General features: G+C 60.9%; 23 protein-coding genes, 1 tRNA gene and 1 pseudogene. 7 read left to right on the forward strand and 18 right to left on the reverse strand.

Going from position 1 to position 24590, the window contains the following annotated elements; all coding sequences use genetic code 11:
* Positions 1-70: 70 nt before the first annotated feature.
* A pseudogene (locus ACQKP2_RS25150) lies at positions 71-2278 on the forward strand (ribonuclease E/G); the annotation flags it as partial.
* Positions 2279-2383: 105 nt separating this feature from the next.
* On the opposite strand, the gene ACQKP2_RS25155 reads toward ACQKP2_RS25150, so the two are convergent.
* From ACQKP2_RS25155 to ACQKP2_RS25210, 12 genes are all read right to left on the reverse strand, one after another.
* Complete coding sequence (locus tag ACQKP2_RS25155; RefSeq protein WP_427580390.1) at positions 2384-2980, reverse strand: nucleotidyltransferase family protein; 597 nt, start codon at positions 2978-2980, stop codon at positions 2384-2386.
* A complete protein-coding gene (locus ACQKP2_RS25160) occupies positions 2973-3959 on the reverse strand; it encodes an XdhC family protein (RefSeq protein WP_427580392.1) in 987 nt (328 codons plus the stop codon). The genes ACQKP2_RS25155 and ACQKP2_RS25160 overlap by 8 nt, the downstream gene beginning before the upstream one ends.
* Positions 3959-6280, reverse strand: a complete 2322-nt coding sequence (locus ACQKP2_RS25165; protein WP_427580394.1) for a molybdopterin cofactor-binding domain-containing protein — start codon at positions 6278-6280, stop codon at positions 3959-3961. The genes ACQKP2_RS25160 and ACQKP2_RS25165 overlap by 1 nt, the downstream gene beginning before the upstream one ends.
* On the reverse strand, positions 6277-6747 hold the full coding sequence (locus ACQKP2_RS25170) for a (2Fe-2S)-binding protein (RefSeq protein ID WP_427580396.1): 471 nt from the start codon (positions 6745-6747) through the stop codon (positions 6277-6279). Before ACQKP2_RS25170 ends, ACQKP2_RS25165 begins: the two co-directional genes overlap by 4 nt.
* A 245-nt stretch (positions 6748-6992) precedes the next feature.
* Positions 6993-8012 (reverse strand): UDP-N-acetylmuramate dehydrogenase, encoded by a 1020-nt coding sequence (murB, locus tag ACQKP2_RS25175; protein ID WP_427580397.1) that lies wholly within the window; start codon positions 8010-8012, stop codon positions 6993-6995.
* The gene (locus tag ACQKP2_RS25180; protein WP_427580398.1) at positions 8009-8473 is read right to left on the reverse strand and encodes a low molecular weight protein-tyrosine-phosphatase; all 465 of its coding nucleotides are present in this window, start codon (positions 8471-8473) and stop codon (positions 8009-8011) included. Before ACQKP2_RS25180 ends, murB begins: the two co-directional genes overlap by 4 nt.
* Entirely contained in the window at positions 8473-9237 is a 765-nt protein-coding gene (gene kdsB / locus ACQKP2_RS25185; RefSeq protein ID WP_427580399.1) for a 3-deoxy-manno-octulosonate cytidylyltransferase, read from the reverse strand. The genes ACQKP2_RS25180 and kdsB overlap by 1 nt, the downstream gene beginning before the upstream one ends.
* Positions 9234-9419, reverse strand: coding sequence for a Trm112 family protein (locus ACQKP2_RS25190; RefSeq protein WP_007945752.1), 186 nt, complete (start codon positions 9417-9419; stop codon positions 9234-9236). The genes kdsB and ACQKP2_RS25190 overlap by 4 nt, the downstream gene beginning before the upstream one ends.
* A gap of 25 nt (positions 9420-9444) precedes the next feature.
* Positions 9445-10455 carry a tetraacyldisaccharide 4'-kinase gene (gene lpxK, locus ACQKP2_RS25195; protein ID WP_427580401.1) on the reverse strand — a complete coding sequence of 337 codons (1011 nt, stop codon included), beginning with the start codon at positions 10453-10455 and terminating at the stop codon, positions 9445-9447.
* Positions 10455-10883, reverse strand: coding sequence for an ExbD/TolR family protein (locus tag ACQKP2_RS25200; protein WP_427580403.1), 429 nt, complete (start codon positions 10881-10883; stop codon positions 10455-10457). The genes lpxK and ACQKP2_RS25200 overlap by 1 nt, the downstream gene beginning before the upstream one ends.
* Positions 10880-11515: a MotA/TolQ/ExbB proton channel family protein gene (locus ACQKP2_RS25205; protein WP_427580405.1), complete on the reverse strand. Its 636-nt coding sequence runs from the start codon at positions 11513-11515 to the stop codon at positions 10880-10882. The genes ACQKP2_RS25200 and ACQKP2_RS25205 overlap by 4 nt, the downstream gene beginning before the upstream one ends.
* A gap of 89 nt (positions 11516-11604) precedes the next feature.
* Entirely contained in the window at positions 11605-13836 is a 2232-nt protein-coding gene (locus ACQKP2_RS25210; RefSeq protein ID WP_427580407.1) for a DNA internalization-related competence protein ComEC/Rec2, read from the reverse strand.
* A gap of 136 nt (positions 13837-13972) precedes the next feature.
* On the opposite strand from ACQKP2_RS25210, the gene ACQKP2_RS25215 reads away from it, so the two are divergent.
* Entirely contained in the window at positions 13973-14488 is a 516-nt protein-coding gene (locus tag ACQKP2_RS25215; protein ID WP_427580409.1) for a DUF2062 domain-containing protein, read from the forward strand.
* 61 nt (positions 14489-14549) lie between these two features.
* On the opposite strand, the gene ACQKP2_RS25220 is transcribed toward ACQKP2_RS25215, so the two are convergent.
* The 4 genes from ACQKP2_RS25220 to ACQKP2_RS25235 all read right to left on the reverse strand — a co-directional run bounded on the left by ACQKP2_RS25220 (position 14550) and on the right by ACQKP2_RS25235 (position 17718).
* The gene (locus tag ACQKP2_RS25220) at positions 14550-15329 is read right to left on the reverse strand and encodes an ABC transporter permease (protein WP_427580411.1); all 780 of its coding nucleotides are present in this window, start codon (positions 15327-15329) and stop codon (positions 14550-14552) included.
* Positions 15326-16258: an ABC transporter ATP-binding protein gene (locus tag ACQKP2_RS25225; protein ID WP_427580412.1), complete on the reverse strand. Its 933-nt coding sequence runs from the start codon at positions 16256-16258 to the stop codon at positions 15326-15328. The genes ACQKP2_RS25220 and ACQKP2_RS25225 overlap by 4 nt, the downstream gene beginning before the upstream one ends.
* A 133-nt stretch (positions 16259-16391) precedes the next feature.
* Positions 16392-17015 (reverse strand): glutathione S-transferase family protein, encoded by a 624-nt coding sequence (locus ACQKP2_RS25230; protein WP_427580413.1) that lies wholly within the window; start codon positions 17013-17015, stop codon positions 16392-16394.
* 43 nt (positions 17016-17058) lie between these two features.
* Positions 17059-17718, reverse strand: coding sequence for a transglutaminase-like domain-containing protein (locus tag ACQKP2_RS25235; RefSeq protein WP_427580414.1), 660 nt, complete (start codon positions 17716-17718; stop codon positions 17059-17061).
* Between the two features lie 203 nt (positions 17719-17921).
* Here ACQKP2_RS25235 and ACQKP2_RS25240 point away from each other — a divergent pair, with 203 nt between their 5' ends.
* Together ACQKP2_RS25240 and ACQKP2_RS25245 are read left to right on the forward strand one after the other, a co-directional pair.
* Positions 17922-20369 carry an acyl-CoA dehydrogenase gene (locus tag ACQKP2_RS25240; RefSeq protein WP_427580415.1) on the forward strand — a complete coding sequence of 816 codons (2448 nt, stop codon included), beginning with the start codon at positions 17922-17924 and terminating at the stop codon, positions 20367-20369.
* Between the two features lie 103 nt (positions 20370-20472).
* Complete coding sequence (locus tag ACQKP2_RS25245) at positions 20473-20880, forward strand: PA2817 family protein (RefSeq protein ID WP_427580417.1); 408 nt, start codon at positions 20473-20475, stop codon at positions 20878-20880.
* Positions 20881-21172: 292 nt separating this feature from the next.
* On the opposite strand, the gene ACQKP2_RS25250 is transcribed toward ACQKP2_RS25245, so the two are convergent.
* The gene (locus tag ACQKP2_RS25250) at positions 21173-22171 is read right to left on the reverse strand and encodes a LysR substrate-binding domain-containing protein (RefSeq protein WP_427580419.1); all 999 of its coding nucleotides are present in this window, start codon (positions 22169-22171) and stop codon (positions 21173-21175) included.
* A 90-nt stretch (positions 22172-22261) separates the two neighbouring features.
* Here ACQKP2_RS25250 and ACQKP2_RS25255 point away from each other — a divergent pair, with 90 nt between their 5' ends.
* The 3 genes from ACQKP2_RS25255 to ACQKP2_RS25265 are packed head-to-tail and all read left to right on the forward strand — an operon-like array spanning position 22262 to position 24355.
* On the forward strand, positions 22262-22888 hold the full coding sequence (locus ACQKP2_RS25255; protein ID WP_427580421.1) for an alanyl-tRNA editing protein: 627 nt from the start codon (positions 22262-22264) through the stop codon (positions 22886-22888).
* A 56-nt stretch (positions 22889-22944) separates the two neighbouring features.
* A complete protein-coding gene (locus ACQKP2_RS25260) occupies positions 22945-23715 on the forward strand; it encodes a 2OG-Fe(II) oxygenase (protein ID WP_427580423.1) in 771 nt (256 codons plus the stop codon).
* A gap of 1 nt (position 23716) precedes the next feature.
* Positions 23717-24355 (forward strand): LysE family translocator, encoded by a 639-nt coding sequence (locus ACQKP2_RS25265; protein WP_427580426.1) that lies wholly within the window; start codon positions 23717-23719, stop codon positions 24353-24355.
* Between the two features lie 116 nt (positions 24356-24471).
* Here the strand turns inward: ACQKP2_RS25265 and ACQKP2_RS25270 are convergent.
* Positions 24472-24547: transfer RNA gene (locus ACQKP2_RS25270), tRNA-Gly, on the reverse strand.
* Positions 24548-24590 lie beyond the last annotated feature (43 nt).

Genomic DNA, 24590 nt, shown 5'->3' on the forward strand with positions numbered 1-24590 from the left:
CTGCTCGACAACAACGCTTCGGGCGATGCGCAGGCCAAGGCCGAGGCGCGCGGCGTCCTGCGTGCCCGGCGACATCGGCGGCCTGATTGTCATCGACTTCATCGACATGACCCCTGCCAAGAACCAGCGCGCCGTGGAAGAAAAAGTCCGCGAATGCCTGGAAGCCGACCGTGCTCGCGTACAAGTCGGCCGCATTTCGCGCTTCGGCCTGCTGGAAATGTCCCGTCAGCGCCTGCGCCCATCCCTGGGTGAAAGCAGTGGTATCGTTTGCCCGCGTTGCAGCGGCACCGGCATCATCCGTGACGTCGAATCGCTGTCCCTGGCCATCCTTCGCCTGATCGAAGAAGAAGCCCTGAAAGACCGTACCGCCGAAGTTCGTGCACAAGTGCCGATCCCGGTGGCAGCGTTCCTGCTCAATGAAAAACGCAACTCGATCACCAAGATTGAACTGCGTACCCGCGCCCGCATCATCATCCTGCCGAACGATCACCTCGAAACGCCGCATTTCGAAGTCCAGCGCCTGCGTGATGACAATCCGGAAGCCGCCACCAACCAGTCCAGCTACGAAATCGCCGCTGCCGCTGCCGAAGTGGAAGATGCCCAGCCTGCCGCCGCTACCCGCACCCTGGTTCGCCAGGAGGCCGCCGTCAAGACCGCTCCGGCCCGTGCCAATGCTCCGGTTCCTGCCGAAGTCGTGGCGCCGGTTGCCGCTCCGGTCGCAGCCCCTGAGCCAAGCCTGTTCAAAGGCCTGGTGAAGTCGCTGGTCAGCCTGTTCGCCAGCAAGGAAGAGCCTGTTGCTCCGGTCGTGGTTGAAAAGCCGGTTGCCGAGCGCCCTGCCCGCACTGAAGAGCGTCGCAACGGTCGCCAGCAAAGCCGCAACCGTAACGGCCGTCGCGATGAAGATCGCAAGCCGCGTGAAGAGCGTGCGCCGCGTGAAGAACGCGCACCACGTGAGCCGCGCGAAGAGCGTCAACCACGCGAAGCCCGCGAGGAAACTCCGGCGGTAGCCCGCGAAGAGCGTGCACCACGTGCTCCTCGTGAAGAGCGCGCACCACGTCCGCCACGTGAAGACCGCAAGCCGCGTGGCGAGCGTGAAGAACGTGTACGCGAACTGCGCGAACCACTGGATGCCGCTCCAGCCGCAGCGGCTGCCGTGGCAGAAGAACGTCCAGCCCGCCAGCCACGTGAGGAACGCGCTCCACGTCCACCGCGTGAAGAGCGTCAACCACGTGCCGAACAGGCCGCTGCCGTTGCCGAAGAAGAACTGACGACCAACGAAGAGCAACTGCCGGAAGAAGGTCAGGAAGGCGCCGAAGGCGATCGCCCACGCCGTCGCTCCCGCGGCCAGCGCCGTCGCAGCAACCGCCGCGAGCGCCAGCGTGATGCCAACGGCAACGTGATCGAAGGTTCGGAAGAGTCCGAATCCGGCGAAAACGCCGAAACACCAGGCACCGCCGAACTGGCTGCCGGCCTGGCGGTTACCGCCGCCGTCGCCAGCAGCGTGATCAGCGCTCCGGCTGAAGCACAAGCCAACGAACAGGCCGAGCGCGCCACTGCCGCCACCCTGGAAGCAGCGCCAGTCGAAGCACCAGCCGTCGAAGCGACTACGCCGGTGGAAGTCACTGCAGCACCGGAAGTCGAACTGGCACCCGCCCCTGTGGCAGAGTCTGTGGTTGAAGCCTCCGTACAACCGGCCGCCGTCGCCGAAGCACCTGCCGAAGTCGCAGAACCGGTTGTCGAAATCGTGACTGAAGCCGTTCGTGAAGTTCGCGAGGAACAAACCGCGTTCAATTGGACCGCTGAACCGGCCGTTGCTCACTCCCCTGTCGCGGCCCCTGTTGCAGAAGCCGAAGTGGCTGAGGCGATGGTTTCCGAGGCCGTGGTTGTCGCTGCCGAACCAGCCCCAGTGGTTGAAGCACCGGCTGTTATCGAGACCCCAGCCCCCGTGGCTGAAGCCGCTCCCGCCAGCGCCCTGACGCCAAGCGGCCGCGCTCCGAACGACCCACGTGAAGTGCGTCGTCGCAAACGCGAAGCCGAGCGCCTGCAGAAAGAAGCCGAGCTGGCTGCCGCTGCCGCCACCGCTCCGGTTGAAGCCGCTGTCGCTGAACCGGCACCTGCAGCAGCCGAAGCCATCGAGGCAGCACCTGCCCCGGTTGCCGAAGTCGCCGCAGAGCCAGCCGAAGCCGTGATTCACGAAGCGCCACGCTCGGTTCAGGAAGCAGTAGAGCAACACGAACAGGCCCAGGAAAAAGAGCACGAGCCTAAACCACTCGTCTGATCCCGTAAGCCAATGAAAAGCCCCGCCCGGGTATCCCGGCGCGGGGCTTTTTTATTCCGATGCCTTAACGGCTCGCCCTCACGAGGGCTACAGGCCGTCAACGACCTACGCGGTCCTGTAGATCAATGCCTCAGGCACATCGACGTCCCACAGTACCCCCGGATCAGCCACAGTCACTTCAACCACCCGCCCCTGGGCGAAAAGAGGCCTGGCCCCTCGCTCTCCCGACAACGCCATCAGGCCTTGAGCAAAATGTCGCCCAAAACCTACCGGATGCCCGTACTTACCCTCCTGAACCGGTACGCTGATGCAATCATCGCAAACCTGCGCGACGACTTGCTCGATGCTCGACGGCAAGATGAACGGCATATCCCCGAGCACCATCAACCAGCCCCCCAGTTGCGCAAACGCCGACACTCCGGCGGCAATGCTGTCTCCCATGCCGGTCGAACCAATCAACACTGATTCACAGCCATAGTCCTCGGCCAGGCGAATCACCTGCGGACGGTCAGGGGTGGTCACCAGGATTCGCCTGTCCAGTGTCTCCGGCAGATTCATCAACGCGTGCTCGATCACCGATCGGACAACGCCATCGCGCCCCGTGCAGTCCGCCAGCAGCTTGTCCTTTTGATCACCCGCCAGCTGTCGAAATCGGCTGCCCTGCCCCGCTGCCAGGACGACTACGCCGATAGGTTCACTCATATGCACTCCCGTAACGGTTTTTCTGTTGCAACACCACGCCATTTTTGACCGCCACTATCTCGGCCATCAACGACAAGGCGATTTCCGCCGGGCTATGGCTGCCGATAGACAGACCGATCGGACCGTGCAAGCGCTCGATGGCTTGCTGCGACAAGCCCAATTGAGCCAGATTGTCCCGGCGCTTTTGACTGTTGACCCGCGATCCCAGCGCACCGACATAGAAGGCTCTGGACTCAAGGGCTGTGAGCAGCGCCATATCATCCAGACGCGGGTCGTGGGTCAGGGCGACAATCGCCGTGCGCTCATCTGTCTGGATGCTCAGCACTGCCTCGTCGGGCATGCCGGAGACAAACCGGCCGTGCTGCTCTTCCCAGCCGTAGACAAACTCGCTGCGCGGATCACAGATCAACACCTCGAAGTCGAGCAGCCGCGCCATCTCGGCGACGTAGCGGGACAATTGCCCTGCGCCGATCAGCAGCAGGCGCCAACGCGGACCGTAGATGGCCCGCAGCACCTGGCCGTCGAACGTCAGCACATCCGACTTCTCGGCTGGCTGCAAGGTAACAGCCCCGGTGGTGATATCCAGCGAACGCGCCACGATTTGGTGAGCATCGCAACGCGCCAGCAACTGAGCGACCCAAGCTTCGTCGCCAATCCGCTCCTCGACCAGGCGCAAGGTACCGCCACACGGCAAACCGAAGCGCGCGGCTTCTTCACGGGTTACGCCGTAGGTGATCAACTGCACCGGCGGCCCATCGACCGGCATACGCCCATCGTGCAGCCGTGCAATCAGATCATCCTCGACGCAACCACCGGAAACCGAGCCAATCACCACCCCGTCTTCACGCAAGGCCAACATGGCGCCAGGTGCCCGGGGCGCGGTGCCCCAGGTCTGGATCACGCTGTACAACACCACGCGCTGGCCGGCTTGACGCCACTGCAGCACGCTGCGCAGGACATTCACATCGACGCTGTCCATCAGGCGCCGGCCTGCTGCCAGCCCTGCAACTGATAACGAACCGGCAGATTGCGAATGCGCTTGCCCGTGGCGGCGAAGATCGCGTTGCACAGTGCCGGCGCTATCGGCGGCACGCCCGGCTCACCGACACCGCCCAATGGGACGTTGCCCGGCGGCGTGACCAGATGCACGGCAACCTCCTTCGGTGCCAGCGACATGCGTGCCACTTCGTACATGTGGAAGTTGTCCTGCTGCACCTTGCCGTCTTTGAAGCTGATCTCGCCCAGTACGGCATTGCCCAACCCCATGACGCAGGCCCCCTCGAACTGGGCGCGAATCCGCTCGGGGTTGATTTGCGGTCCGCAATCCACGGCGATATCGGCCTTATGCACAATCAGAGTGCCATCGTCTTTGACTTCCACCTCGATCACTGCCGCCACGTAAGTCACGAAGCTGTAATGCACCGCCAACCCCAGGCCCCGCCCCTTCGGCAGCGTTCGTCCCCAGCCGGCAGATTTGGCGGCAGTCTCCAGCACCGTGCGCAAACGCGCGGTGTCGATGGGGTAATGCTCGGGGGATTCGCCGTAGTTCCACTCCTCACTCAAGGTGCGTGGATCGATCTGGCGGTCCGGGCCGAGCAACCTGATCTGGTATTTGAGCGGATCCTGACCGGCCTTGTGCGCCAGCTCGTCAACGAAACTCTGGATCGCAAAACCGTGGGGAATGTTCGACACCGAGCGATACCAGCCAACCCGGGTATGCACCGTTGCTTCGGGATTTTCCAGGCGCACGTTGGGGATCGCGTAGGCCATGTTGGTGAAGCCCATGCCCAACTCGAACGCCGCCTCATGGTTCATGCCCGGCGCAAACAACGCGGTGATACTCGGCGCCACCGTGCGGTGCAACCAACCCGATGGCAGGCCATCCTTGTTCAGGCCGGCCTTGAGGTATTCGGCCGACACCGTGTGGAAGTAGGAGCAATGGATGTCGTCTTCACGGGTCCATTGCACCCGCACCGCCCTGCCGGGGAATTCCTTGGCCAGGATCGCCGCTTCGATAATGAAATCGGGTTTGGATTTGCGCCCGAAACCGCCGCCGAGCAAGGTGACGTTGAAGGTGACGTTATCGAAGGGCAGCTCCAGGCGCTCGCCGATCCGCTCGCGGGTGACTTGCGGCGCCTGGCTCGGCCCCCAGGCCTCGCACACGCCATCCTTGTAACGGGCAATGGCGACCATGGGCTCCATGGGCGACTGCGATAAATGCGGCAGGTAGTAAGAAGCTTCCAGGGTACTGTCGGCGCTGCTCATGGCTTCATCGATATTGCCGGTATTGCGCACCACCTTGCCGGGTTTAAGGGACGCGGCCTCCAGCTCCTTGCGATAAGCGATCGAATCGTAGCTGGCATTGGGACCGTCATCCCATTCGATTTTCAGCGCCTCGCGGCCCTTGATCGCCGCCCAGGTATTGTTTGCCACGACGGCGATGCCGCCCAGCGGTTGAAACTCCGAGGGCAGTGGTCGACTTTCGATCTGCACGACCTTGACCACGCCCGGGACCTTCATGGCCGCCGTGGAATCGAAGTTCTTCACCTTGCCGCCATACACCGCCGGCCGGGCAATCGTGGCGAACAACATGCCGTCGAAATGCACGTCGGCACCGTACACCGCACGACCGTTGACGATGTCGTCACCGTCGATGGCCCTGCTGCCTTCCTTGCCGATGTAGCGAAACTCCGACGGCTGCTTGAGTCGCAAGCTGTCTCGCGCCGGCACGGCCAAAGCGCCGGCAGCAGCAGCCAGATCGCCATAATCGAACGCACGACCGGACGCTGCGTGAATGACTTTGTGCAGTTGCGCGCGGCACTCACTGACCGGCACTTTCCACCGCTCGGCAGCGGCTTGCTCCAGCATGGCCCGGGCGGCTGCGCCACAGCGCCGCATCGGCTCATACCAGTGGCGCATGCTGCGCGAGCCGTCAGTGTCCTGGTTGCCAAAGCGAACTTCGTCACCGGGCGCCTGCTTCACCTTGACCCGCGCCCAGTCCGCCTCAAGCTCATCGGCAACCACCATGGTCAGGCTGGTGCGTACGCCCTGGCCCATTTCCGAACGATTGCAGAACACTATCACCGTGCCATCGGCGGCAATACTGACATACACCTTCGGATCATCGACCCAGCCATGGGGCATGCCCTCTGCACCGAATTTTTTCTCCTTCTCTTCGGCAAATGCGTCTTGCCAGCCCCAGCTTGCGGCGACCACCAATGCACCGGCAGCCCCCACGCCCTTCAGGAAACCTCGGCGACTGAGGTTGCTCAGGGCAAAATCAGTTGGTAAGCGACTCATGCCTTGGCCTCCTTCAGATGGGTGGACGCCTGGCGGATGGCGGTCTTGATGCGATTGTAGGTGCCACAGCGGCAAATATTGCCGAGCATCGCCTCTTCAATCTGTTCGTCACTCGGATTCGGATTGCTCTTGAGCAATGCCGTGGCGGACATGATTTGCCCACCCTGGCAGTAACCGCACTGGGCCACAGCCGTATCGAGCCACGCCTGCTGCACGACTTTGCCGACCGGGTCGGCGTGCAGGTTGTCGATGGTGGTGACGTTCTGCCCGATCACCAAACCGATGGGCGTGATGCAGCTGCGCGCCGGAGCCCCTTCGATATGGATGGTACAAGCGCCGCACAGACCCAATCCGCAACCGAATTTGGTGCCGCTGTAACCGGCCACGTCACGAATTGCCCAGAGCAGCGGCATGTCCTCGCTGACATCGAGTTGATGGTCTTGACCATTGAGTTTCAGGGTAATCATGGGCACGCCCGCATAGTGATGAACGTTATGGGGTCGAGCAATCTGCCGCCGGGAAACCGGTGGTGACTTCACGCAGATCGGCTCAGGCCAGTGAGGCTCTCTTATGCCGACGGGAGCGTCTGCAACGGGCCTTTGATGGAGTTAATGCGCTTTATCGTTAGCTCGCTTGGTTAACGCAGGATTAACAAAAAAGCCCTGCACTTTTCTTCAGTGCAGGGCTTTGGGGTGACCTGGAAAGCGTAGCCTCAATATCGGTTGGGCTCCATTTCCAGCTCAACGTGGAAACGCTCCGATATATCTTTCTGTATGCGCTGGGCCAAATCGAGCAATTGCAGCCCCGTCGCGTTGCCATAGTTGACCAGCACCAGGGCCTGCAATTTATGAACGCCCGCATCGGCCTCGCGGAACCCCTTCCAACCGGCCCGCTCGATCAACCAGCCGGCGGCCAGTTTCATTTGTCCGTCAGGTTGAGCATAAGCCACCAGATCCGGGTACTGGCCCTTGAGTTGCGTAACCAGTGCCGCCGGCACCAGGGGATTCTTGAAGAAGCTGCCGGCATTGCCGAGTACTGCCGGATCCGGAAGTTTTTCGTTACGGATGCTGCAAATGACCTGGCTTACATCGCTGGCCGTCGGATGTTCGATACCCTGCTTGGCCAGGCGCTGGCGCACCGGCCCATACTCCAGATGCAGGTGCGTGGCGCGCTCGAGGGTAAAACGCACTCGCAGGATCAACCAACGTCCCGGCTCCTGCTTGAACAGGCTGTCACGGTAAGCGAAGTTGCATTGCTCGAGAGTGAACTCCCGCAGCTCGCCACTCTGACGGTCCAGAGCGGTCAGACCGGCGAATACATCCTTGATCTCCACCCCGTAGGCACCGATGTTCTGCATCGGTGCCGCACCGACAGTACCGGGGATCAGGCTGAGGTTCTCCAGGCCCGACAACCCCTGCACCAGCGTGTGTTGCACAAACGGATGCCACGGCTCGCCCGCTTCGGCCTCGATCACCACTGTATTGCCATCGTCGCTCACCACCCGGATCCCGCGTGTGGCCATGCGCAACACGAGTGAAGGGATATCGGCCGTCAGCAGCAGGTTACTGCCACCGCCAATCACCAGCAGCGGTACGTCATTGGCCTGTGCGTAGGCCAGGGCTTCGCGCACATCGGCGTCGCTGTGGGCCTCGGCAAACAGGCGGGCCTGAACATCCACGCCAAAGCTGTTGTACGGTTTGAGCGAAACCTGAGATCGCACCTGCAAACTCATAACCGTCCCTTCAACTCGATGATCAGTGAATCCGTGGCGTACTCGATCAGGTCCAGTACCCGTTCGAAGCCCTGGTCGCTGTCGTGATACGGATCCGGCACTTCATCGACTGGCGACTGGTAGCGGCGCAGGAAAAGATCGAGTTCGGCCTTGCCCTTGACTGGCTGCATGGCTTGAAGGTTGCGCAGGTTGCTGTTGTCCATCGCGAGGATCAGGTCGTAGCTGGCAAAGTCGGCACGCGTCACTTGCCGGGCACGCTGGGCTGACAGGTCATAGCCGCGCAGCATTGCCGCCGCCTGGCTGCGCCTGTCCGGCGCCTTGCCGACGTGCCAGTCACCGGTGCCGGCGGAGGCGACTTCAACCTGATCGGCCAGTCCTGCTTCGCGCAGCTTGTGGCGCAACACGCCTTCGGCTGTCGGTGAGCGACAGATGTTGCCCAGGCAGACAAACAAAACCCGCATCAAACCTCCAGCAGGCGACGAACGCGCTCAAGGTCTTCAACGGTATCGACACCGGCCGGTGGTGCGATCAGCGCGTCGGCGACATGAATCCGTACGCCGTGCCAGAGTGCCCGCAGTTGCTCCAGGCATTCGGTGTTTTCCAGCCAGCACGGGCCCCAGGTGACGAAGTCATTCAGGAACCCGGCGCGATAGGCATAGATGCCGATGTGGCGGCGATACGGCACGCCTTGCGGCAGCTGTTCACGACTTTTGGCGAAGGTATCCCGCGCCCAGGGCAACGTGGCGCGACTGAAGGTCAGTGCCAGGCCATTGAGGTCACTGACAACCTTGACCACATTGGGGTTGAACAGGGAATCCACATCTTCGATAGGCTCGGCCAGCGTGGCCATGCGCGCTTCGGTATGGACCGCCAGGTTGGTGGCGACCTGATCGATCACGCTCGGCGGGATCAAGGGTTCGTCACCCTGGACGTTGACCACGATGGCGTCCGGTGCCAGGCCCAGTTGTGCTGCGACTTCGGCCAGACGGTCGGTGCCGGAATTGTGATCTTCACGGGTCAGCACCACTTCTGCGCCAAACCCCTTGCAGGCCTCGACGATGCGCGCATCGTCAGTGGCGACCACGACACGCTGCGCGCTGCTTTTGCTCGCCTGTTCCCAGACATGCTGGATCATCGGTTTGCCTGCAATCAGCAGCAGCGGTTTGCCAGGCAAGCGGGTGGAGGCGTAGCGTGCGGGAATGACAACGGTAAAGGCTGAGGTCATTTGTCCAGGCGCTCATCGGTCGTCAGGGTGCGGGCTTCGGTTTCGAGCATCACCGGGATACCGTCGCGAATCGGATACGCAAGACCTGCGCCTTTGCTGATCAACTCGGTCTTGTCGGCGCTGAGCTTGAGCGGGCCTTTGCAGACCGGACAAGCGAGGATATCGAGCAGTTTGGTGTCCATGAACATTCCCTGGATAAAAACGGAGTTAAGGCAACAGGCGAGACGGTAACAGGCGCATCAACTGTGTATCGAACCAGGCCACGAAGGCTGGTGACGGCACGGCATCGACCGCCAGATACCACCAATCGTCGGTGGCGAAGGCACGGCACTTCACCGCGTCCTTTTCAGTCATCACCAGCGGCAATGACGGTGTGAAATTCAAGGCCTGCGCGCTGTATTCGGCATGGTCGGCGAAGGCGTGCGGGACTGGTTGCCAGTGTAGCGTTTCGAGGGTCTTGAAGAAACGTTGCGGGTTGCCGATCCCGGCCACGGCGTGCAGCGCCTGGCCTTGCGCAAAGTGGTCGAGGGGACGCCGTTCGCCATTGCGCAATCGAATCAGCGCCGTCGGTCGCAATTGAAAGGCAAAGCCGCCGTCACGATCAGCCGTGGCGCCGTTGTAGAGCACCGCATCGACACTCTGCAAGCGCTCGACCGGCTCACGCAACGGCCCGGCCGGCAGGCAGCGCTGGTTGCCCAGGCCGCGAGCAGCATCGATCAATACCAGCTCCAGATCCCGGGCCAGGCGGTAATGCTGCATGCCGTCATCGGACAGGATCAGGTCCAGTGGCTCGCTTGCCAGCAAGGCTTTGACGGCGCGGCTGCGATCCGGGTCGATCATCAAAGGCACGCCTGTACGCTGGACGATCAGCAACGGCTCATCACCGGCCATGTCCGCACCTTGATCCGCCTCGACCCGCCAGGGCAAATGCGGCGGTTTGGCGCCATAACCACGACTGACCACGCCGACCCGCAGGCCGCTGCGCTGACAATGTTCGATCATCCACAGAATCAGCGGTGTCTTGCCGGTCCCCCCGACGGTAATGTTGCCGACGACGATCAGCGGCACCGGAGGCTGGTAGATTTCACCCTCCCCCGCCAGAAAGCGCTTGCGCTTGCTGACGACCACACGGCGATACAACCACTCCAGTGGCTGCAACAGCTTGAGGGCCGGATGACCTGCGTACCAGGCGGCCAGCAATCGATCGGACATGGTCATCAGGGCGCGGAAGGCGCCGCCTCGATGGTGGTCATGCGCAAATGGCTGAAGCCAAGCTTGCCGGCCGCATCCATGGCGGTGATGACGGATTGATGCTGAGTCTTGCCGTCGGCGCTGATGGACAGCGGCCGGCTGGTGTCGCCATTGGATTCCTTTTGCAAGGCGTCCATCAGAGAGGCCAGGTCACCTTTCGGCAACACATGGTTGTTCACCGAGAACACACCCTCGGCACTGATGGCGATATCGAGCTGCCGGGTCTGGTCGTCGGCGGATGCGCCACTGACCGCTTCCGGCAGTTCAACGCGCAGCTGGGTTTCACGGGTAAAGGTGGTCGTCACCACGAAAAACAGCAGCAGGACAAACACCACGTCGATCAACGACACGAGGTTGATATCCACGTTCTCCCGTTGCTTGCGGCGGAATTTCACGCTCTGCCCTCGGTCAGGTCAACGTCACGGTCGCCTTGCACCACTTCAACCAGCTTGATCGCTTCCTGCTCCATGCCCACGACAAGCTCGTCAATGCGCCGCTGCAGAAACCGGTGGAAGAACACCGACGGGATACCGACAATCAGGCCCGACGCCGTGGTAACCAAGGCTTTGGAAATACCGCCGGCCAGCACTGCGGCGTTGGTTGTCATGCCGGTGCCCATGAACGAACTGAAGATTTCGATCATGCCCAACACGGTACCCAGCAGGCCCAGCAACGGCGCCATGGCGGCGATGGTGCCCAACGCGTTGATGTAGCGCTCCAGTTCATGGATGACCCGGGCAGCGGCCTCTTCGATGCACTCCTTCATGATCTCGCGACCATGTTTGGAGTTGGCAAGGCCGGCAGCCAGAATCTCGCCCAATGGCGAGTTGGCGCGCAGTTCCTTGAGTTTTTCCTTGTTGAGTTGCTTGTCCTTGATCCAGACCCAGACTTGCCCAAGCAGGTGCTCCGGGGTCACGCGGCTGGCCCGCAGTGTCCACAGACGCTCAGCGACAATCGCCATTGCCGCGATGGAGCTCAGGATGATCGGCAACATCATCCAGCCGCCGGATTTGACCAATTCCCACACAGTGACAATCCCCTCGAAAAAGTGCGCCACTCTAACATAGGGGGTGGACGCACCGAAGTCCGTGATGTCGCATCCGGTCGGGCGGGCGATTAATCCCCGGGCGCCCCATCGCGCCAGAAACGCCGTTCCTGGCGCATCGACCGCGGCAACTGGAAACGCCCCAGTTGCAGATGAATGGCACCCTGCTCGGCACTGTCGTAGATGGCCATGCCGCGTTTTCGATAGCGTGCCATCACCGTCGGATGTGGATGACCGAACGAGTTGCCCTGGCCACGGGAAACCAGTGCCGCCTTGGGCTGCAAAGCATTGAGCAACGCCATCGAGGACGAACTGCGGCTGCCATGGTGCGGCGCTTGCAGCCAATCGGTGGGCACCGCCAACGAACTGTCGACCAAGGCGCGTTCAGCGTGGCTGTCGATATCGCCGGTCAGCAGCAGTCGCTCACCCTTGGCTTCAATTTGCAGCACACAGGATTTCTGATTGCTGTCGCCGGCCGATGACCATTGCCAGAGCTGGAAATGGAAATCATCCCAGATCCATTGCCGGCCACTTTCACAAGCCTGGGCGTGCAACTCCACTGGCAGGGCCAGCGGATCACCGCTTATCACTTGCCTGATCGGCAGTCCGCGGGCAATCGCTCGGGCGCCGCCGGCATGGTCGGCATCGGCATGGCTGATCAACATCAGGTCCAGTTCCTTGACACCCAATTTGCGTAACGCTGGCAGAACGACCCGCTCGCCCAGGTCGAAATCACCGAAACGCGGACCAGTGTCATACAGCAGCGTGTGATGTCGAGTGCGCACCAGTATCGCCAGGCCCTGGCCGACGTCCAGCTGCCTGACATCGGCGATCCCCTCCGGCAGCTCGGGTCGCGGAGGAAAAACCAGCAACAGCAGCATGGGCCACCCCAACGCACGCATCGGTACGCCGCCAGGCAGCAACAAGACAATGGCACCCAACGCGGCAATGACCCAGATCCACAGGGGAACGACCATGGGCACCCAGGCCGGCATCCGATTCGCCGCGAGCCCCAGTCCCCTGAACAGGCCATCGAGCAATCCGCCCGCCAGCCACAACAAGCCTTCTCCCACATAAGGAACCGGCAACAACAGCGTTCCCAGCAGTGCCGGAGGCAATACCACCAGACTGATCCAGGGCACCGCCAGCAGGTTGACCAACGGTCCACTGACGCTGATCGGCAACCCCAACACCAGCAGCAACGGGCACAAGCCTATTGCAATCAACCACTGCGCGCGGGTCCATGTCTGCCACCAGCGCCAGGGCCCCAACCGACCGCCGAAGGTGAAGATCAACACCGCCACGGCCGCAAATGACAACCAGAACCCCGGTTGCAGGCCGGCCAGCGGGTCCAGCAGCAGGACACCATTGAGCGCCAGCAACAACGGCCACCAGGCGCCAAGGTGGCGAAAACGCAGGCGCCATAACAGCACCAGGCCGATCATCAGGCAGGCACGGCGCACCGGCACCTCGAAACCGGCCAACAACCCGTATCCCAGGGCTGCCGAGAAGGCCAGGCCGCAGGCCCAGGGTAACCACGGCAGGCGCCCTGGCCACAGACCATAACGGGCGAGACCGGCAACCAACAGGTAAACCATGCCTGCCAACAACCCGATGTGCTGCCCGGAAATCACCAGCAGATGCACAGTGCCGGTGTCCTGCAGTACCTGCCAGTCTTCGCGACCGAGCCCGGCACCATCCCCCAGCACCAGGGCAGCCAGCGCACCTGTCCGACCCTGGGCATCAACCGCTTGAAGCCTTTGGCGAAAGCCGTCACGCCACGCCCATCGCGCCTCTGCGAGTCGCTCACCGTCCTTGACCGTCGCGGTCGCGCCAATGCGTTGCGCCAACAGCCAGGCGTCATAATCGAAAGCATGCGGATTGAGCAATCCGGCAGGACGTTTCAACTTGACCGCGACTCGCCAGCGCTCGCCGCTATTGACGGGCGGCCCGCCATACCAGGACAGACGCATGAGTGACGGCAGTTTCCCATGGCGGGACCTGGCGTCTGCCAACTCAAAACGCACGACGGCGTCACTGACCTGCGGCAATCCCACCACACGCCCTTCTATCCAACGTGTCTCCCCATCGAGGGCCGTCGGCAGGCGATCCTCCAGTGCCCAGTGAGCCTGCATGCAGGCCCAACTCAGACCGAACAGGAAAAACGCCAGCGGATAAGTCCGGTACGGCAGCAACATCAAACCCAGCACGGGCATCGATAACCACAACCCGACCGGCGGCAAAGCCGGTAAAAAACGCAGGGCCAGCAACCCCAGCGCCAACGCCACCATCCCTGTGCGCATACACTCATCCTTGAGAGTTCCGCCTCTAGGCATAGTCGGTGCGCAGCGCGGCTATCGTTATCATTTGTCACAAAGTCTGAATGGGCACCTCATAGAATCGAGACATACTTGCCGCCTTGACCGACCGAGAAGCCTTATGCCCCGGCGCTTATTCAAACGTTACATGCCCGACCCGACCAGCATCAGGGAACACAAATCCTTACGCTTTCTCGGATCGCTGCTGCATGACCCGAACCTCTGGCACCTCAACCGTCATTCCGTTGCCCGGGCCATGGCGATTGGTCTGTTCGCAGCGTTCCTGCCGATCCCATTTCAGATGCTGGTGGCCGCTGTCCTCGCCATTGTCGTGCGCGGCAACATGCCGATTGCGGTCAGCCTGGTCTGGTTGACCAACCCGATCACCATGCCCGCCGTGTTTTTCTGCACCTACCAGGCCGGTGCCTGGCTGATGAGCATCCCCGCCCGGCAATTGCCCGATGAATTGACGTGGGAATGGATCACCGGCGAAATCTCGACCCTGTGGCAGCCGTTTTTGCTGGGTTCGGTGGTAACGGGATTGGTGCTGGGGGCGCTGGCCTATTGCCTGGTCATGATGTACTGGCGCTGGTGGGTGGCGCGGCAATGGAAGCGGCGCAAGCAGAGCCGCAGGTAGAATGCAAAACGGCCTCCATCAGGGAGGCCGTTTTTTTGCATCTTTGTGGGAGCGACGGTGGTCAGGTGCGCATCCCGCGCCCGCTGACCAGCAACCGTGCACAACCGATGTAGAGAATCACGGTCGCCACCAGCATGAAGGCGATCGCCACGCTGATCTGGATATCCGACACGCCCAGAATCCCGTACCGGAATGCGTTGACCATGTGCAGTACCGGGTTGGCCAGGGACACGGTTTGCCAGAATGGCGGCAACAGTGTGATGGAGTAGAAAACCCCGCCAAGGTAGGTCAAGGGTGTCAGCACGAACGTCGGGATGATCGAGATGTCATCGAAATTACGTGCAAACACGGCGTTGATGAAGCCCAGCAGCGAGAAGATCGTCGCCGTCATCACGACCACCACCAGGGTCACGCCCAGGTGATGCACCTGCAGATGGGTGAAGAACAGCGACAGCAACGTCACGATGATCCCCACCATCAAGCCGCGCAACACGCCGCCGAGGGTGTAGCCAATCAGAATCGTGTGCGGCGAGACCGGCGACACCATCAACTCTTCGATGGAGCGCTGGAACTTGCTGCCGAAGAAACTCGATACCACGTTGCCGTAGGAGTTGGTGATCACCGACATCATGATCAGTCCCGGCACGATGTACTCCATGTACGTGAAGCCACCCATGTCGCCGATCTGCCGACCGATCAGGTTACCGAAGATCACAAAGTACAGGACCATGGTGATGGCCGGCGGCAGCAGGGTCTGCGGCCAGATCCGGGTGAACCGCCGGATTTCACGGTAGACGATGGTATTGAGGGCGACGAGATTGGGGCGCAACTCGGAACTCATACCGCCACCTTCGACAGATTTTTCTCCACCAGGGACACGAACAACTCCTCGAGGCGATTGGTTTTGTTACGCAGGCTCAGCACTTCGATGCGCTGATCAGCCAGCTGAGTGAACAGCGCAGTGATGCCGGTGCTTTTGTCCACCTGGACTTCCAGGGTGTGTGCATCGAGCAGGCGCGACGGATAGCCGATCAGTTGTGGCGCCACGCTCACGCTGTTTTTCAAATCCAGCAGGAAGGTTTCGACATGCAACTGGCTGAGCAACTGCTTCATGCTGGTGTTTTCGACGATGGTGCCGTGGTCGATGATGCCGATGTTACGGCACAGCTGCTCGGCCTCTTCCAGATAATGCGTGGTGAGGATGATGGTGATGCCTTTCTTGTTCAGCTCCGTGAGAAAGGTCCACATCGAGCGGCGCAATTCGATGTCCACGCCAGCGGTCGGCTCGTCGAGAATCAACAGGCGCGGTTCGTGGACCAGCGCGCGGGCGATCATCAATCGACGCTTCATGCCGCCGGACAACGAACGCGACGGAACATCACGCTTATCCCACAGGCCGAGTTGGGTCAGGTACATCTCGGCGCGTTCCTTGGCGACTTTCGCCGGAATGCCGTAGTAACCGGCCTGGGTCACGACGATATCGAAGGTCTTTTCAAACTGGTTGAAATTGAACTCCTGGGGCACCACGCCGATGGAGCGCTTGAGCGCCGCGGGGTTCTTGTCCAGGTCGTGGCCGAAAATATTGACCGTGCCACTGGTCTTGTTCACCAGGGTCGAAAGAATGCCGATAGTCGTGGATTTGCCGGCACCGTTCGGGCCGAGCAAGGCGAAGAAGTCACCCTCGGCGACGTCCAGATCGATACCACTCAGGGCCTGGAAACCGTTGCCGTAGGTTTTGGTTAGCTGCCGGATGGACAGAGCGGAACTCATATCGGATTTACGCACCAAGAAGGAAAGAAAGGAGTAAGTAAGGTCGGGCGGCGAACAATGCAACCGCTGCGCAATAGCGCAATGGTGCTTGTCGCCGCCGCACAAGTACAGTCAAGTGTGTCGATAGTGAGTATTAAGTCAACGCGGTCATGACTGCCTTGCGGTATGCCGGACGCTCTTTCAGCCGTGCATACCAGGCCTCCAGATGTGGCATCGGCGTGCGCTCGATGGGCATCTCGAACCAGGCATAAATAAAACTGCCCAGGGGAATGTCGCCCATGCCGATCTCGTTGCCCGACAGATAAGGTGGGCCGGCCAGCGCTTGATCGGCCATCGTCAACAACGCCTCGCATTCCTTGATCGCAGCCTTGATGGCGGGCCAGTCCTGCTGGTCTGCTGGCGTGCGCAAGACGCCCCAGAACACGGTGCGGAACGGGCCGGCGAAACTGGAGGTGGTCCAGTCCATCCACTTGTCGGCGATGGCCCGCGCTTGCAGATCTGTCGGATACCAGGCGGTATTGGCGGCATGTTTTGCCATCAGGTAACGAACGATGGCATTGGACTCCCACAACACGAAACCGTCATCTTCAATCACCGGCACGCGGCCATTGGGGTTCATGGCGCGGTACTCGGGCGTATCGACCACACCAAAGGCACCGCCTGCATCGATGGCTTCATACGCCAGGCCCAGCTCCTGGGCTGCCCACAACGGCTTTCTGACATTCGATGAGTTTTTCCGACCCCAGATCTTCAGCATGACCGCCTCTCCATTGATGAATGCGCAGGCAGCATACGCCGGATCAGGCGCGACTCAAATCGCTCTGCATATCGCCCTGCAGCGGTTGCAGTTGCTCGCCAAACAGGTGCGGGTAGCACTGTTGCAGATGCTCGAAGAAGAACGCTTCGGGCACGTCGACAAACTGCCCGTGATCCGTCAGGTACTCCATCAATGGCTCGCCATCGCGATTGAAGGGATGGAAGACGCTGTCGTTGATCCCGTCGAAATCCAGTGGAGCGACATTGAACAGATCGCACAAACCCTGGTTGAACGCCGGCGTGGCCTTGACCCAGCGCCCGTTCAGATACAGCTCGGTATAGCCGTGCATGGCGAACACATCGCTCCTGAGCAATTCGAGCAGGCGCGGCGTCGACAAATGATTGCGCACATCCGCCAGGCCGATCCGTGCGGGAATCGCGCAATGTCGTGCGCAACCGGCCAGCAGCGTGGCCTTGGGCACGCAATAACTCTCACCGGTCGCCAGCGCATGACTGCCGCGCAGGGTCTGCGGATCGCGGCTGAAGGTGTACGGGTTGTAACGCACCGCCTCGCGCACGGCGTAGTAGAGTCCAATCGCCTGCTCGACCGGGTCGCGACTGTGGCCACGATGTTTTTCGGCGAACTCCACCACCGAGGGGTGGTCACTATCGATGAAGCGACCGGGACTCAGATACTCGTGCATGAGGGCAATCTCCTTGGCGAGCCCCGAGTCTAGCGAGTCGCTCAGTTCCGAGATAACGACGTTTCGGCCAAATATGACCTCTTTGCCGCCCACTTGATTCAGGGTTTCCCGAGTTTTCATACACTTCGCGCCGACCTTCCCGTTTTGCCGAGGCCGTCTAAGCTCTGTGGGTTGGTTCGCCCTGGTTTCACGGAGGATTAAATATGCTGCTGTTGTGGATATTGGTTCTGGTTGTCGGGATAGCCTATTTAGCCCACCGTCGTATCGCGCCCCTGCCTGCCCTGGGCATCGTAGCTGTCTACGTACTGGCCATGGGCGTTTTCAGCCGCGCGCCGGGCTGGCTGCTGCTGATTTTCTGGGTGTTGATCGCCGCGACGGCGGCACCGCTGCTTTTGCCTGACCTGCGTCGCAAACTCTTCAGCGCGCCGATGCTCGACTGGCTGCGCAAAACCCTGCCGCCCATGTCGCAAACCGAACGCGACGCCATTGAAGCCGGTACCGTGTGGTGGGACGGTGAACTGTTCAGCGGGCGCCCGGACTGGAACAAGTTGCTGGCCTATCCAAAAGCGCAATTGAGCGAAGAGGAACAGGCCTTCATCGACGGTCCGACCGAAGAACTCTGTGCCATGGTTAGCGACTGGCAGCTTGGCCAAACCATGGATTTGCCGGCCGAAGCCTGGACGTTCATCAAAGACAACGGCTTTTTCGCCCTGATCATTCCCAGGGAGTACGGCGGCAAGGGCTTTTCAGCCTACGCCCACTCGCAAGTGGCGATGAAACTGGCCAGCCACAGTGGCGACCTCGCCTCTACAGTGATGGTCCCCAACTCCCTCGGCCCGGCCGAATTGCTGCTGCATTACGGCACCGATGAACAACGCAATCATTACCTGCCACGCCTGGCGCGCGGCGACGAAATCCCCTGTTTCGCCCTGACCGGGCCGCTGGCCGGCTCCGACGCTGGCGGCATGCCCGATACCGGGGTGGTCTGCAAAGGCGAGTGGGAAGGCAAGGAAACCCTGGGGCTACGCCTGAACTGGGAAAAGCGCTACATCACCCTGGGCCCGGTGGCCACCCTGCTCGGCCTGGCATTCAAGGCTTACGACCCGGATCACCTGCTCGGTGAAGAGGAAGACCTGGGCATCAGCCTGGCACTGGTTCCAACCCATATCGAGGGCGTTGAAATCGGCCGTCGTCACCTGCCGCTGGGCGCCGCATTCATGAACGGCCCGAACGCCGGCAAGGACGTATTCATCCCGCTGGACTTCCTGATCGGCGGCCAGGAAATGCTCGGCAAGGGCTGGATGATGCTGATGAACTGCCTGTCGGTAGGCCGCTCGATTTCCCTGCCGGCGGTGGGCGCGGGCATGGCCAAGTTCACCAGCCTGGTGACCGGTCAGTACGGTCAGATTCGTCAGCAGTTCAATGTGCCGATTGCAGCCTTCGAAGGCATTCAGGAAGCCATGGCCCGCATCGGTGGCAACACCTGGATGATGGATGCCGCGCGGATGCTGACCACCAACGCCGTGGACCTTGGCGAAAAACCGTCGGTGCTGTCGGCGATTCTCAAGTATCACCTCACTGAGCGTGGTCGCGAGTGCATTACCCACGCGATGGATGTTCACGGTGGCAAAGCGATCATCATGGGGCCGAAGAATTATCTCGGGCGCATGTGGAATGGCGCGCCAATCTGCATCACCGTCGAGGGCGCGAATATTCTCTCGCGCAACCTGATGATCTTCGGCCAGGGAGCGATTCGCTGCCATCCTTTCGTACTCAAGGAAATGGCGCTGGCCGTGCGCGAGGACAAGGATCAGGCACTGAAGGAATTCGATGAGCTGTTGCTCAAGCACATCGGATTTGCCGTGGGTAACGCCGCCAGCACACTGGTGCTGAACCTGGGTTTCGGTCATCTGGAACAGGTTCCGGGCGACAAGCTCAGCCAAGGTTACTTCCGTGCCCTGAACCGCCAGGCCGCCGCGTTCGCGCTGCTGGCCGATCTCTGCATGATGCTGCTGGGAGGTGAGCTGAAACGCCGCGAACGCCTGTCGGCACGACTGGGTGACGTGCTCGGCAACATGTACCTGGCCAGCGCGGCGCTCAAGCGCTACAACGACCTCGACGCGCCGCAATACATGGAACCGCTCTTTGCCTGGGCCATGGAAGAAAGCCTTGGCCAGGCTGAACGGGCCATGGATGAGTTACTGCAAAACTTCCCCAACAAGGTGCTGGCATGCCTGTTGCGGTTGATCGTGTTCCCGTTCGGACGCCGCCACAAAGGGCCGTCGGACAAGCTCGCCGCGGCGGTAGCGGCAGTGATCGGTCGCGCCAAGGGCGATCCGGCCCTGGAAGAAATGCTCCAGGGCTGCTATCGCCCGCAATCGAGCGACGACCCGGTCGGCGCCCTGCAGCATGCCTGCGATCTGTTGAATGCTGCGCAACCCCTGCAAAAGAAACTGCATGTAGCGCTCAAGAGCGGTCAGCTCAAACCGGCCGCCGGCGAACCTGTCATCGATGCTGCACTCGAAGCGGGCGTGTTGCAGCCGGTCGAGGCACACACGCTGCGCCAGGCCGAGGCGGCTCGGCGCAAGGTGATCGACGTCGATGATTTCGATAAGGCGCAGCTGGCATTGGCCGAAGGAAAGATCCGCTGATCAGGCCGTCACCTCGAGCGCTCCACCCAGCGCTCGCTGTCATGGGAAAATGGGCGCTGGGGCTTTATACTCCGCGCCCGTTTTGCTCTTGAGGACTTATCTCGTGTCCAACATCGTTGCCGATCATCTCGTTTTGCTCGACCACCTGCGCAGCATTCTGGTCGCCGTGGGTGAGGCCGACCAGGTTCCCGAAGAAAGCCATGCCTTGTTCCTGGAGCGCTTCGACGAACTGCGGGCCATGCTGCCGGTCGATCCCATCGAAAGCCAGTACCTGGGCCAGGACATCCTCTGCCAGGTGATCAACCGTTATCCGCAGATCAGCCACCTGGTTCCGCGCGACCTGCTGTGGTACTTCGGCGGCGACTGCCTGCACTTCATGCCCGATGAGGAGATCGACCTGTACCAGGCATTGGAAGAGCGCCGATTCGAAGCCGAACAGAACGACGAACCGTTCGACTGGAATCAGGAAAAACAGCTGCTGTCGCTGTCGAACCAGGACAGCAAGCACTGATCTGAAAGACCTGATGCAAAAAGGCCCGCATGTTGGACATGCGGGCCTTTTTTTTGTACCCGCTTGCGATTGACCGTAGGAGCGAGGCTTGCCCGCGAACCAAGACAGCGTGGTGCATCTGTCAGAACCGCGTCATCGTTCTTCGCCGGCAAGCCTGGCTCCTACAGTGACGCAGACGCTGCGGTATAACAGTCGGTACCGCGTCATCGTGCTTAACCTGCAGGATCGAGCCTGCTCGCGTTGATGGTTAACGAAAACGCGTATGGCCGGCTAAACGACACGTTAGGGCCTTTCAGAACAACCCATCACTCTCGGGCAACTCATACTCCGACACTGCGACAGCCGGATTACCCGATGGCCCTGGCTTGCCCAACGTCGGCTCCTTCTCCAGACACTCCACCAGGTAATCAATCAGCACCCTGAGCTTGGGGGGCAGGTAACGCGTGGGTGAATGCAGCAACCAGGCGCCTCCGTGATAGGACGCCAGGAAGGTCCAGTCCGGCAGTACTTGCACCATCAACCCCTTCTCCAGGGCTCTGCGCGCCGTGAAATACGGCAGACTGCCAATGCCGATGTGCTGCAATACGGCACCAAAACGCACGCCCGTATGATTGGCGGCATATCGTCCGCGCACACCGACCGTCACGGTCTTGCTGCCTTTCTTGAATTTCCAGCGCGCATCGCTCGGGGTTTCGCCCAGGTAAATACAGCTGTGGTTGAGCAAGTCATGGGGGTGAGTCGGCGTTCCGTGTTCAGCCAGATACTGCGGTGTCGCGCAGAGCAGATGGTCGATCCTCAGTAGTTGACGCCCCACCAGCCCGGCGGGCGGCCGATCGGTGATGCGGATCGCCAGATCGACGTGATCATCGATCAAGTCCACCTGGCGATCCTCAAGCAACAGCTCGACATCCACTTTGGGATAACGACGCAAAAACTCCGGCATGTGCGGATGGATCACGATTCGGCCCACCGCTTTGGGCACGCTGATACGCACCAGACCTTCGGGTTCATCGGTGAACTGGCCACTGATTTCCATCACGGACCGGGCGGCATTGACCATCTCCTGGCACCGCTTGAATACCTCTTCGCCACCATCGCTCAGGCGCAGCTTGCGTGTGGTTCGTTGCAACAGGCGCGTGGCCAGGGCCTTCTCCAGCCGCGAAATGCTGCGACTGACTGCCGAAGGCGAAGAGCCCAGTTGGCGAGCCGCTTCGGAGAAGCTGCCGGTCTCGACGACCTTGACGAAGATCGCCATTTCACCCAGCAGCGGCAGGGGAAGATTTATGCTCACAACGCAACAGTCCTTTGATGTTTGAACGGATTATCACGCCATTACACGCTCCATATAATGAAAATGGAAACATTAATTCGAGCCTGAAACATGACGCTTCGCCTCTTTTTCCACAGTGATGACCTCATGGCTGATGTGGAAGTCCTGGAATGTGCCCCCCACGAGAACGAATTCGCCGTGGTCTTGCGCGCAACGCTGTTTCACCCCCAGGGCGGCGGACAACCCTGCGATACCGGCTGGATCGGCGAAAGCCGGGTACTGCGCGTGATCCAGGAGCCGGACCGGATCATCCACTTCGTCGACCGCCCGGCAAAAAAGGGCATGACCCGGATCCGGATCGACGAGCAGCATCGCCGGTTCAATTCACGCATGCATTCGGCCGGTCACCTGATCGGGCATTTCATCCAGGCCATGGGCTGGATGCCGATCAAGGCCCATCACTGGCCTGGCGAAGGACGCGTGCAATTCAAACCCGCGGAATCCGCACAAGACGTTGAAGTACACACGTTGCAGCAAGGCCTCGAGCAGTGGATTGCCCAAGACTTTCCGCGCCTCACGTCGCTGCGTGAGGGCCTCCGGGAGATCGGTTTCGGAGAACTGCCCGCCTACGGTTGTGGTGGCACCCATGTACGCAGCCTGAAGGATCTGGGCTCGGTCACCATCCAATCCCTTTCGCAGAAGAAAGGCACGTTGTCCGTCCACTACCACGTGGACTGACCCGCTGAGCCTGCATTCGCAGGCTTCGTTGACTCTCTGACAGATGGACCTGAGACATGATGCTTGACGTCGAGCGTCTCGATGAGACGTGCATAAAAAAGCTGGCCAACGAAGAAGTCCTCGCCATTCGCGTCAAAGGCTGGCTACCCCGATCGCTGGCAATCGAGATCGGCGACAAGATTCTCGCGCCGGGCTTTGAAGGCTATATCAACGCACCGAGCATCGGCCGCATCGGCATGGCGTTCTATGAAGCGGAAAACCGGCCGCTGCTGATCGAGGACTACTTCGAACGCGCCACCCGCAACATCGCGGAGCTGCGCAACCGTTGCGCGCCCTATGCATCCCCGGTCGACACCCTGCGCTGCATGCTCGACGAATCCTGGCCGGCGGGTGCACACCTGGAAAACCTCTACGGTCGCAAGATGTATGTCGGCTTGTCCCGTGTGGTGAAACCCGGCGTGTGTTTTCTCGCTCATCACGACATTTTTGCCAAGGACGCCCCCGACAGTTTTCAAGCCCGGAGCCTGGAAGCTCAGTTCGCCTGCAATGTCTATCTGAACATGCCCGCTGAAGGCGGGGCCCTGCAGATCTGGGAGCACGACATTTCCCCGGAACAGTTCGACGAAATGCGCGGCGACAGCTACGGCATAGACCCGGCCCTGCTCGGTGCCCCGACCCTGGAAGTTCGTCCCGAGCCCGGGGACTTCGTCATGTTCAATTCACGCCGCATGCATTCGGTGACTGCGGGCGTGGCCGATCCACGCTTGAGCCTTTCATTTTTTGTCGGCTATCGCGGCACCGCAGCCCCCCTGACCTTCTGGAGTTGAGATGTCTTCAAATTATCTGGGCGAGTTTCTGGCACTGGCGACGATCCACTTTCTGGCCGTGGTCGCCCCCGGACCGGACTTTGCCGTGACGATCCGCCAGAGCGTGCGCTTCGGCAGGTGGGTGGGCATCTGCACGGCGCTGGGCATCGGTGCGGGCATCTCCGTACATGTGCTCTATACCCTGCTGGGCGTAGGTGCATTGATGCACGCCCTGCCCTGGCTGCTAACGGTGGCCAAAGTCGTGGGCGGTGCCTACATCCTTTACCTGGGTCTTGGCCTGATTCGCAGTCAGCCAAAAACGATGCTTGAGGGTGACAAAACCACTGATGAACCGATTGCGGAACAAACACGACTCAAAGCATTCACCACGGGTTTTCTGACCAATGCCACCAACCCCAAGGCCACTTTGTTTTTTCTGGCGATCTTCACCACCCTCATCAGTACCACGACCCCGCTGAAAATCCAGGCGCTGTACGGTGTCTGGATGTGCAGTGTGAATGCCCTGTGGTTCGTGATCGTTGCGTTGTTTTTTTCCAGCCCAAGGGTGCGGTTGCTGTTTTTGCGCCTGGGACACTGGTTCGAACGCAGTATGGGCGTGATCCTGATTCTGTTTGCCGGCCGATTGATCCTGTCGATGTAAGCCACCTGAAATGCAAAAGGCCCGCTCAGTCAAACTGACGGGCCTTTTTTTCAACGCTGGCTGTAAATCGGACGCAAACGAAAACGCCGCTCAATGAGCGGCGTTTTCGTTAAATATGGAGCGGGAAACGAGACTCGAACTCGCGACCCCGACCTTGGCAAGGTCGTGCTCTACCAACTGAGCTATTCCCGCAATTGGCGTCCCCTAGGGGACTCGAACCCCTGTTACCGCCGTG

It is taken from the genome of Pseudomonas sp. NPDC089569 (genome assembly GCF_050280625.1).
GTDB lineage: Bacteria > Pseudomonadota > Gammaproteobacteria > Pseudomonadales > Pseudomonadaceae > Aquipseudomonas.

Bases quoted from the DNA above. Each gene is read 5' to 3' on its own strand.
- ACQKP2_RS25155 (WP_427580390.1), bottom strand. From the start codon at position 2,980: ATGAGTGAACCTATCGGCGTAGTCGTCCTGGCAGCGGGGCAGGGCAGC.
- ACQKP2_RS25160 (WP_427580392.1), bottom strand. From the start codon at position 3,959: ATGGACAGCGTCGATGTGAATGTCCTGCGCAGCGTGCTGCAGTGGCGT.
- ACQKP2_RS25165 (WP_427580394.1), bottom strand. From the start codon at position 6,280: ATGAGTCGCTTACCAACTGATTTTGCCCTGAGCAACCTCAGTCGCCGA.
- ACQKP2_RS25170 (WP_427580396.1), bottom strand. From the start codon at position 6,747: ATGATTACCCTGAAACTCAATGGTCAAGACCATCAACTCGATGTCAGC.
- murB (WP_427580397.1), bottom strand. From the start codon at position 8,012: ATGAGTTTGCAGGTGCGATCTCAGGTTTCGCTCAAACCGTACAACAGC.
- ACQKP2_RS25180 (WP_427580398.1), bottom strand. From the start codon at position 8,473: ATGCGGGTTTTGTTTGTCTGCCTGGGCAACATCTGTCGCTCACCGACA.
- kdsB (WP_427580399.1), bottom strand. From the start codon at position 9,237: ATGACCTCAGCCTTTACCGTTGTCATTCCCGCACGCTACGCCTCCACC.
- ACQKP2_RS25190 (WP_007945752.1), bottom strand. From the start codon at position 9,419: ATGGACACCAAACTGCTCGATATCCTCGCTTGTCCGGTCTGCAAAGGC.
- lpxK (WP_427580401.1), bottom strand. From the start codon at position 10,455: ATGACCATGTCCGATCGATTGCTGGCCGCCTGGTACGCAGGTCATCCG.
- ACQKP2_RS25210 (WP_427580407.1), bottom strand. From the start codon at position 13,836: ATGCGCACAGGGATGGTGGCGTTGGCGCTGGGGTTGCTGGCCCTGCGT.
- ACQKP2_RS25215 (WP_427580409.1), top strand. From the start codon at position 13,973: ATGCCCCGGCGCTTATTCAAACGTTACATGCCCGACCCGACCAGCATC.
- ACQKP2_RS25220 (WP_427580411.1), bottom strand. From the start codon at position 15,329: ATGAGTTCCGAGTTGCGCCCCAATCTCGTCGCCCTCAATACCATCGTC.
- ACQKP2_RS25225 (WP_427580412.1), bottom strand. From the start codon at position 16,258: ATGAGTTCCGCTCTGTCCATCCGGCAGCTAACCAAAACCTACGGCAAC.
- ACQKP2_RS25230 (WP_427580413.1), bottom strand. From the start codon at position 17,015: ATGCTGAAGATCTGGGGTCGGAAAAACTCATCGAATGTCAGAAAGCCG.
- ACQKP2_RS25235 (WP_427580414.1), bottom strand. From the start codon at position 17,718: ATGCACGAGTATCTGAGTCCCGGTCGCTTCATCGATAGTGACCACCCC.
- ACQKP2_RS25240 (WP_427580415.1), top strand. From the start codon at position 17,922: ATGCTGCTGTTGTGGATATTGGTTCTGGTTGTCGGGATAGCCTATTTA.
- ACQKP2_RS25255 (WP_427580421.1), top strand. From the start codon at position 22,262: ATGACGCTTCGCCTCTTTTTCCACAGTGATGACCTCATGGCTGATGTG.
- ACQKP2_RS25260 (WP_427580423.1), top strand. From the start codon at position 22,945: ATGATGCTTGACGTCGAGCGTCTCGATGAGACGTGCATAAAAAAGCTG.
- ACQKP2_RS25265 (WP_427580426.1), top strand. From the start codon at position 23,717: ATGTCTTCAAATTATCTGGGCGAGTTTCTGGCACTGGCGACGATCCAC.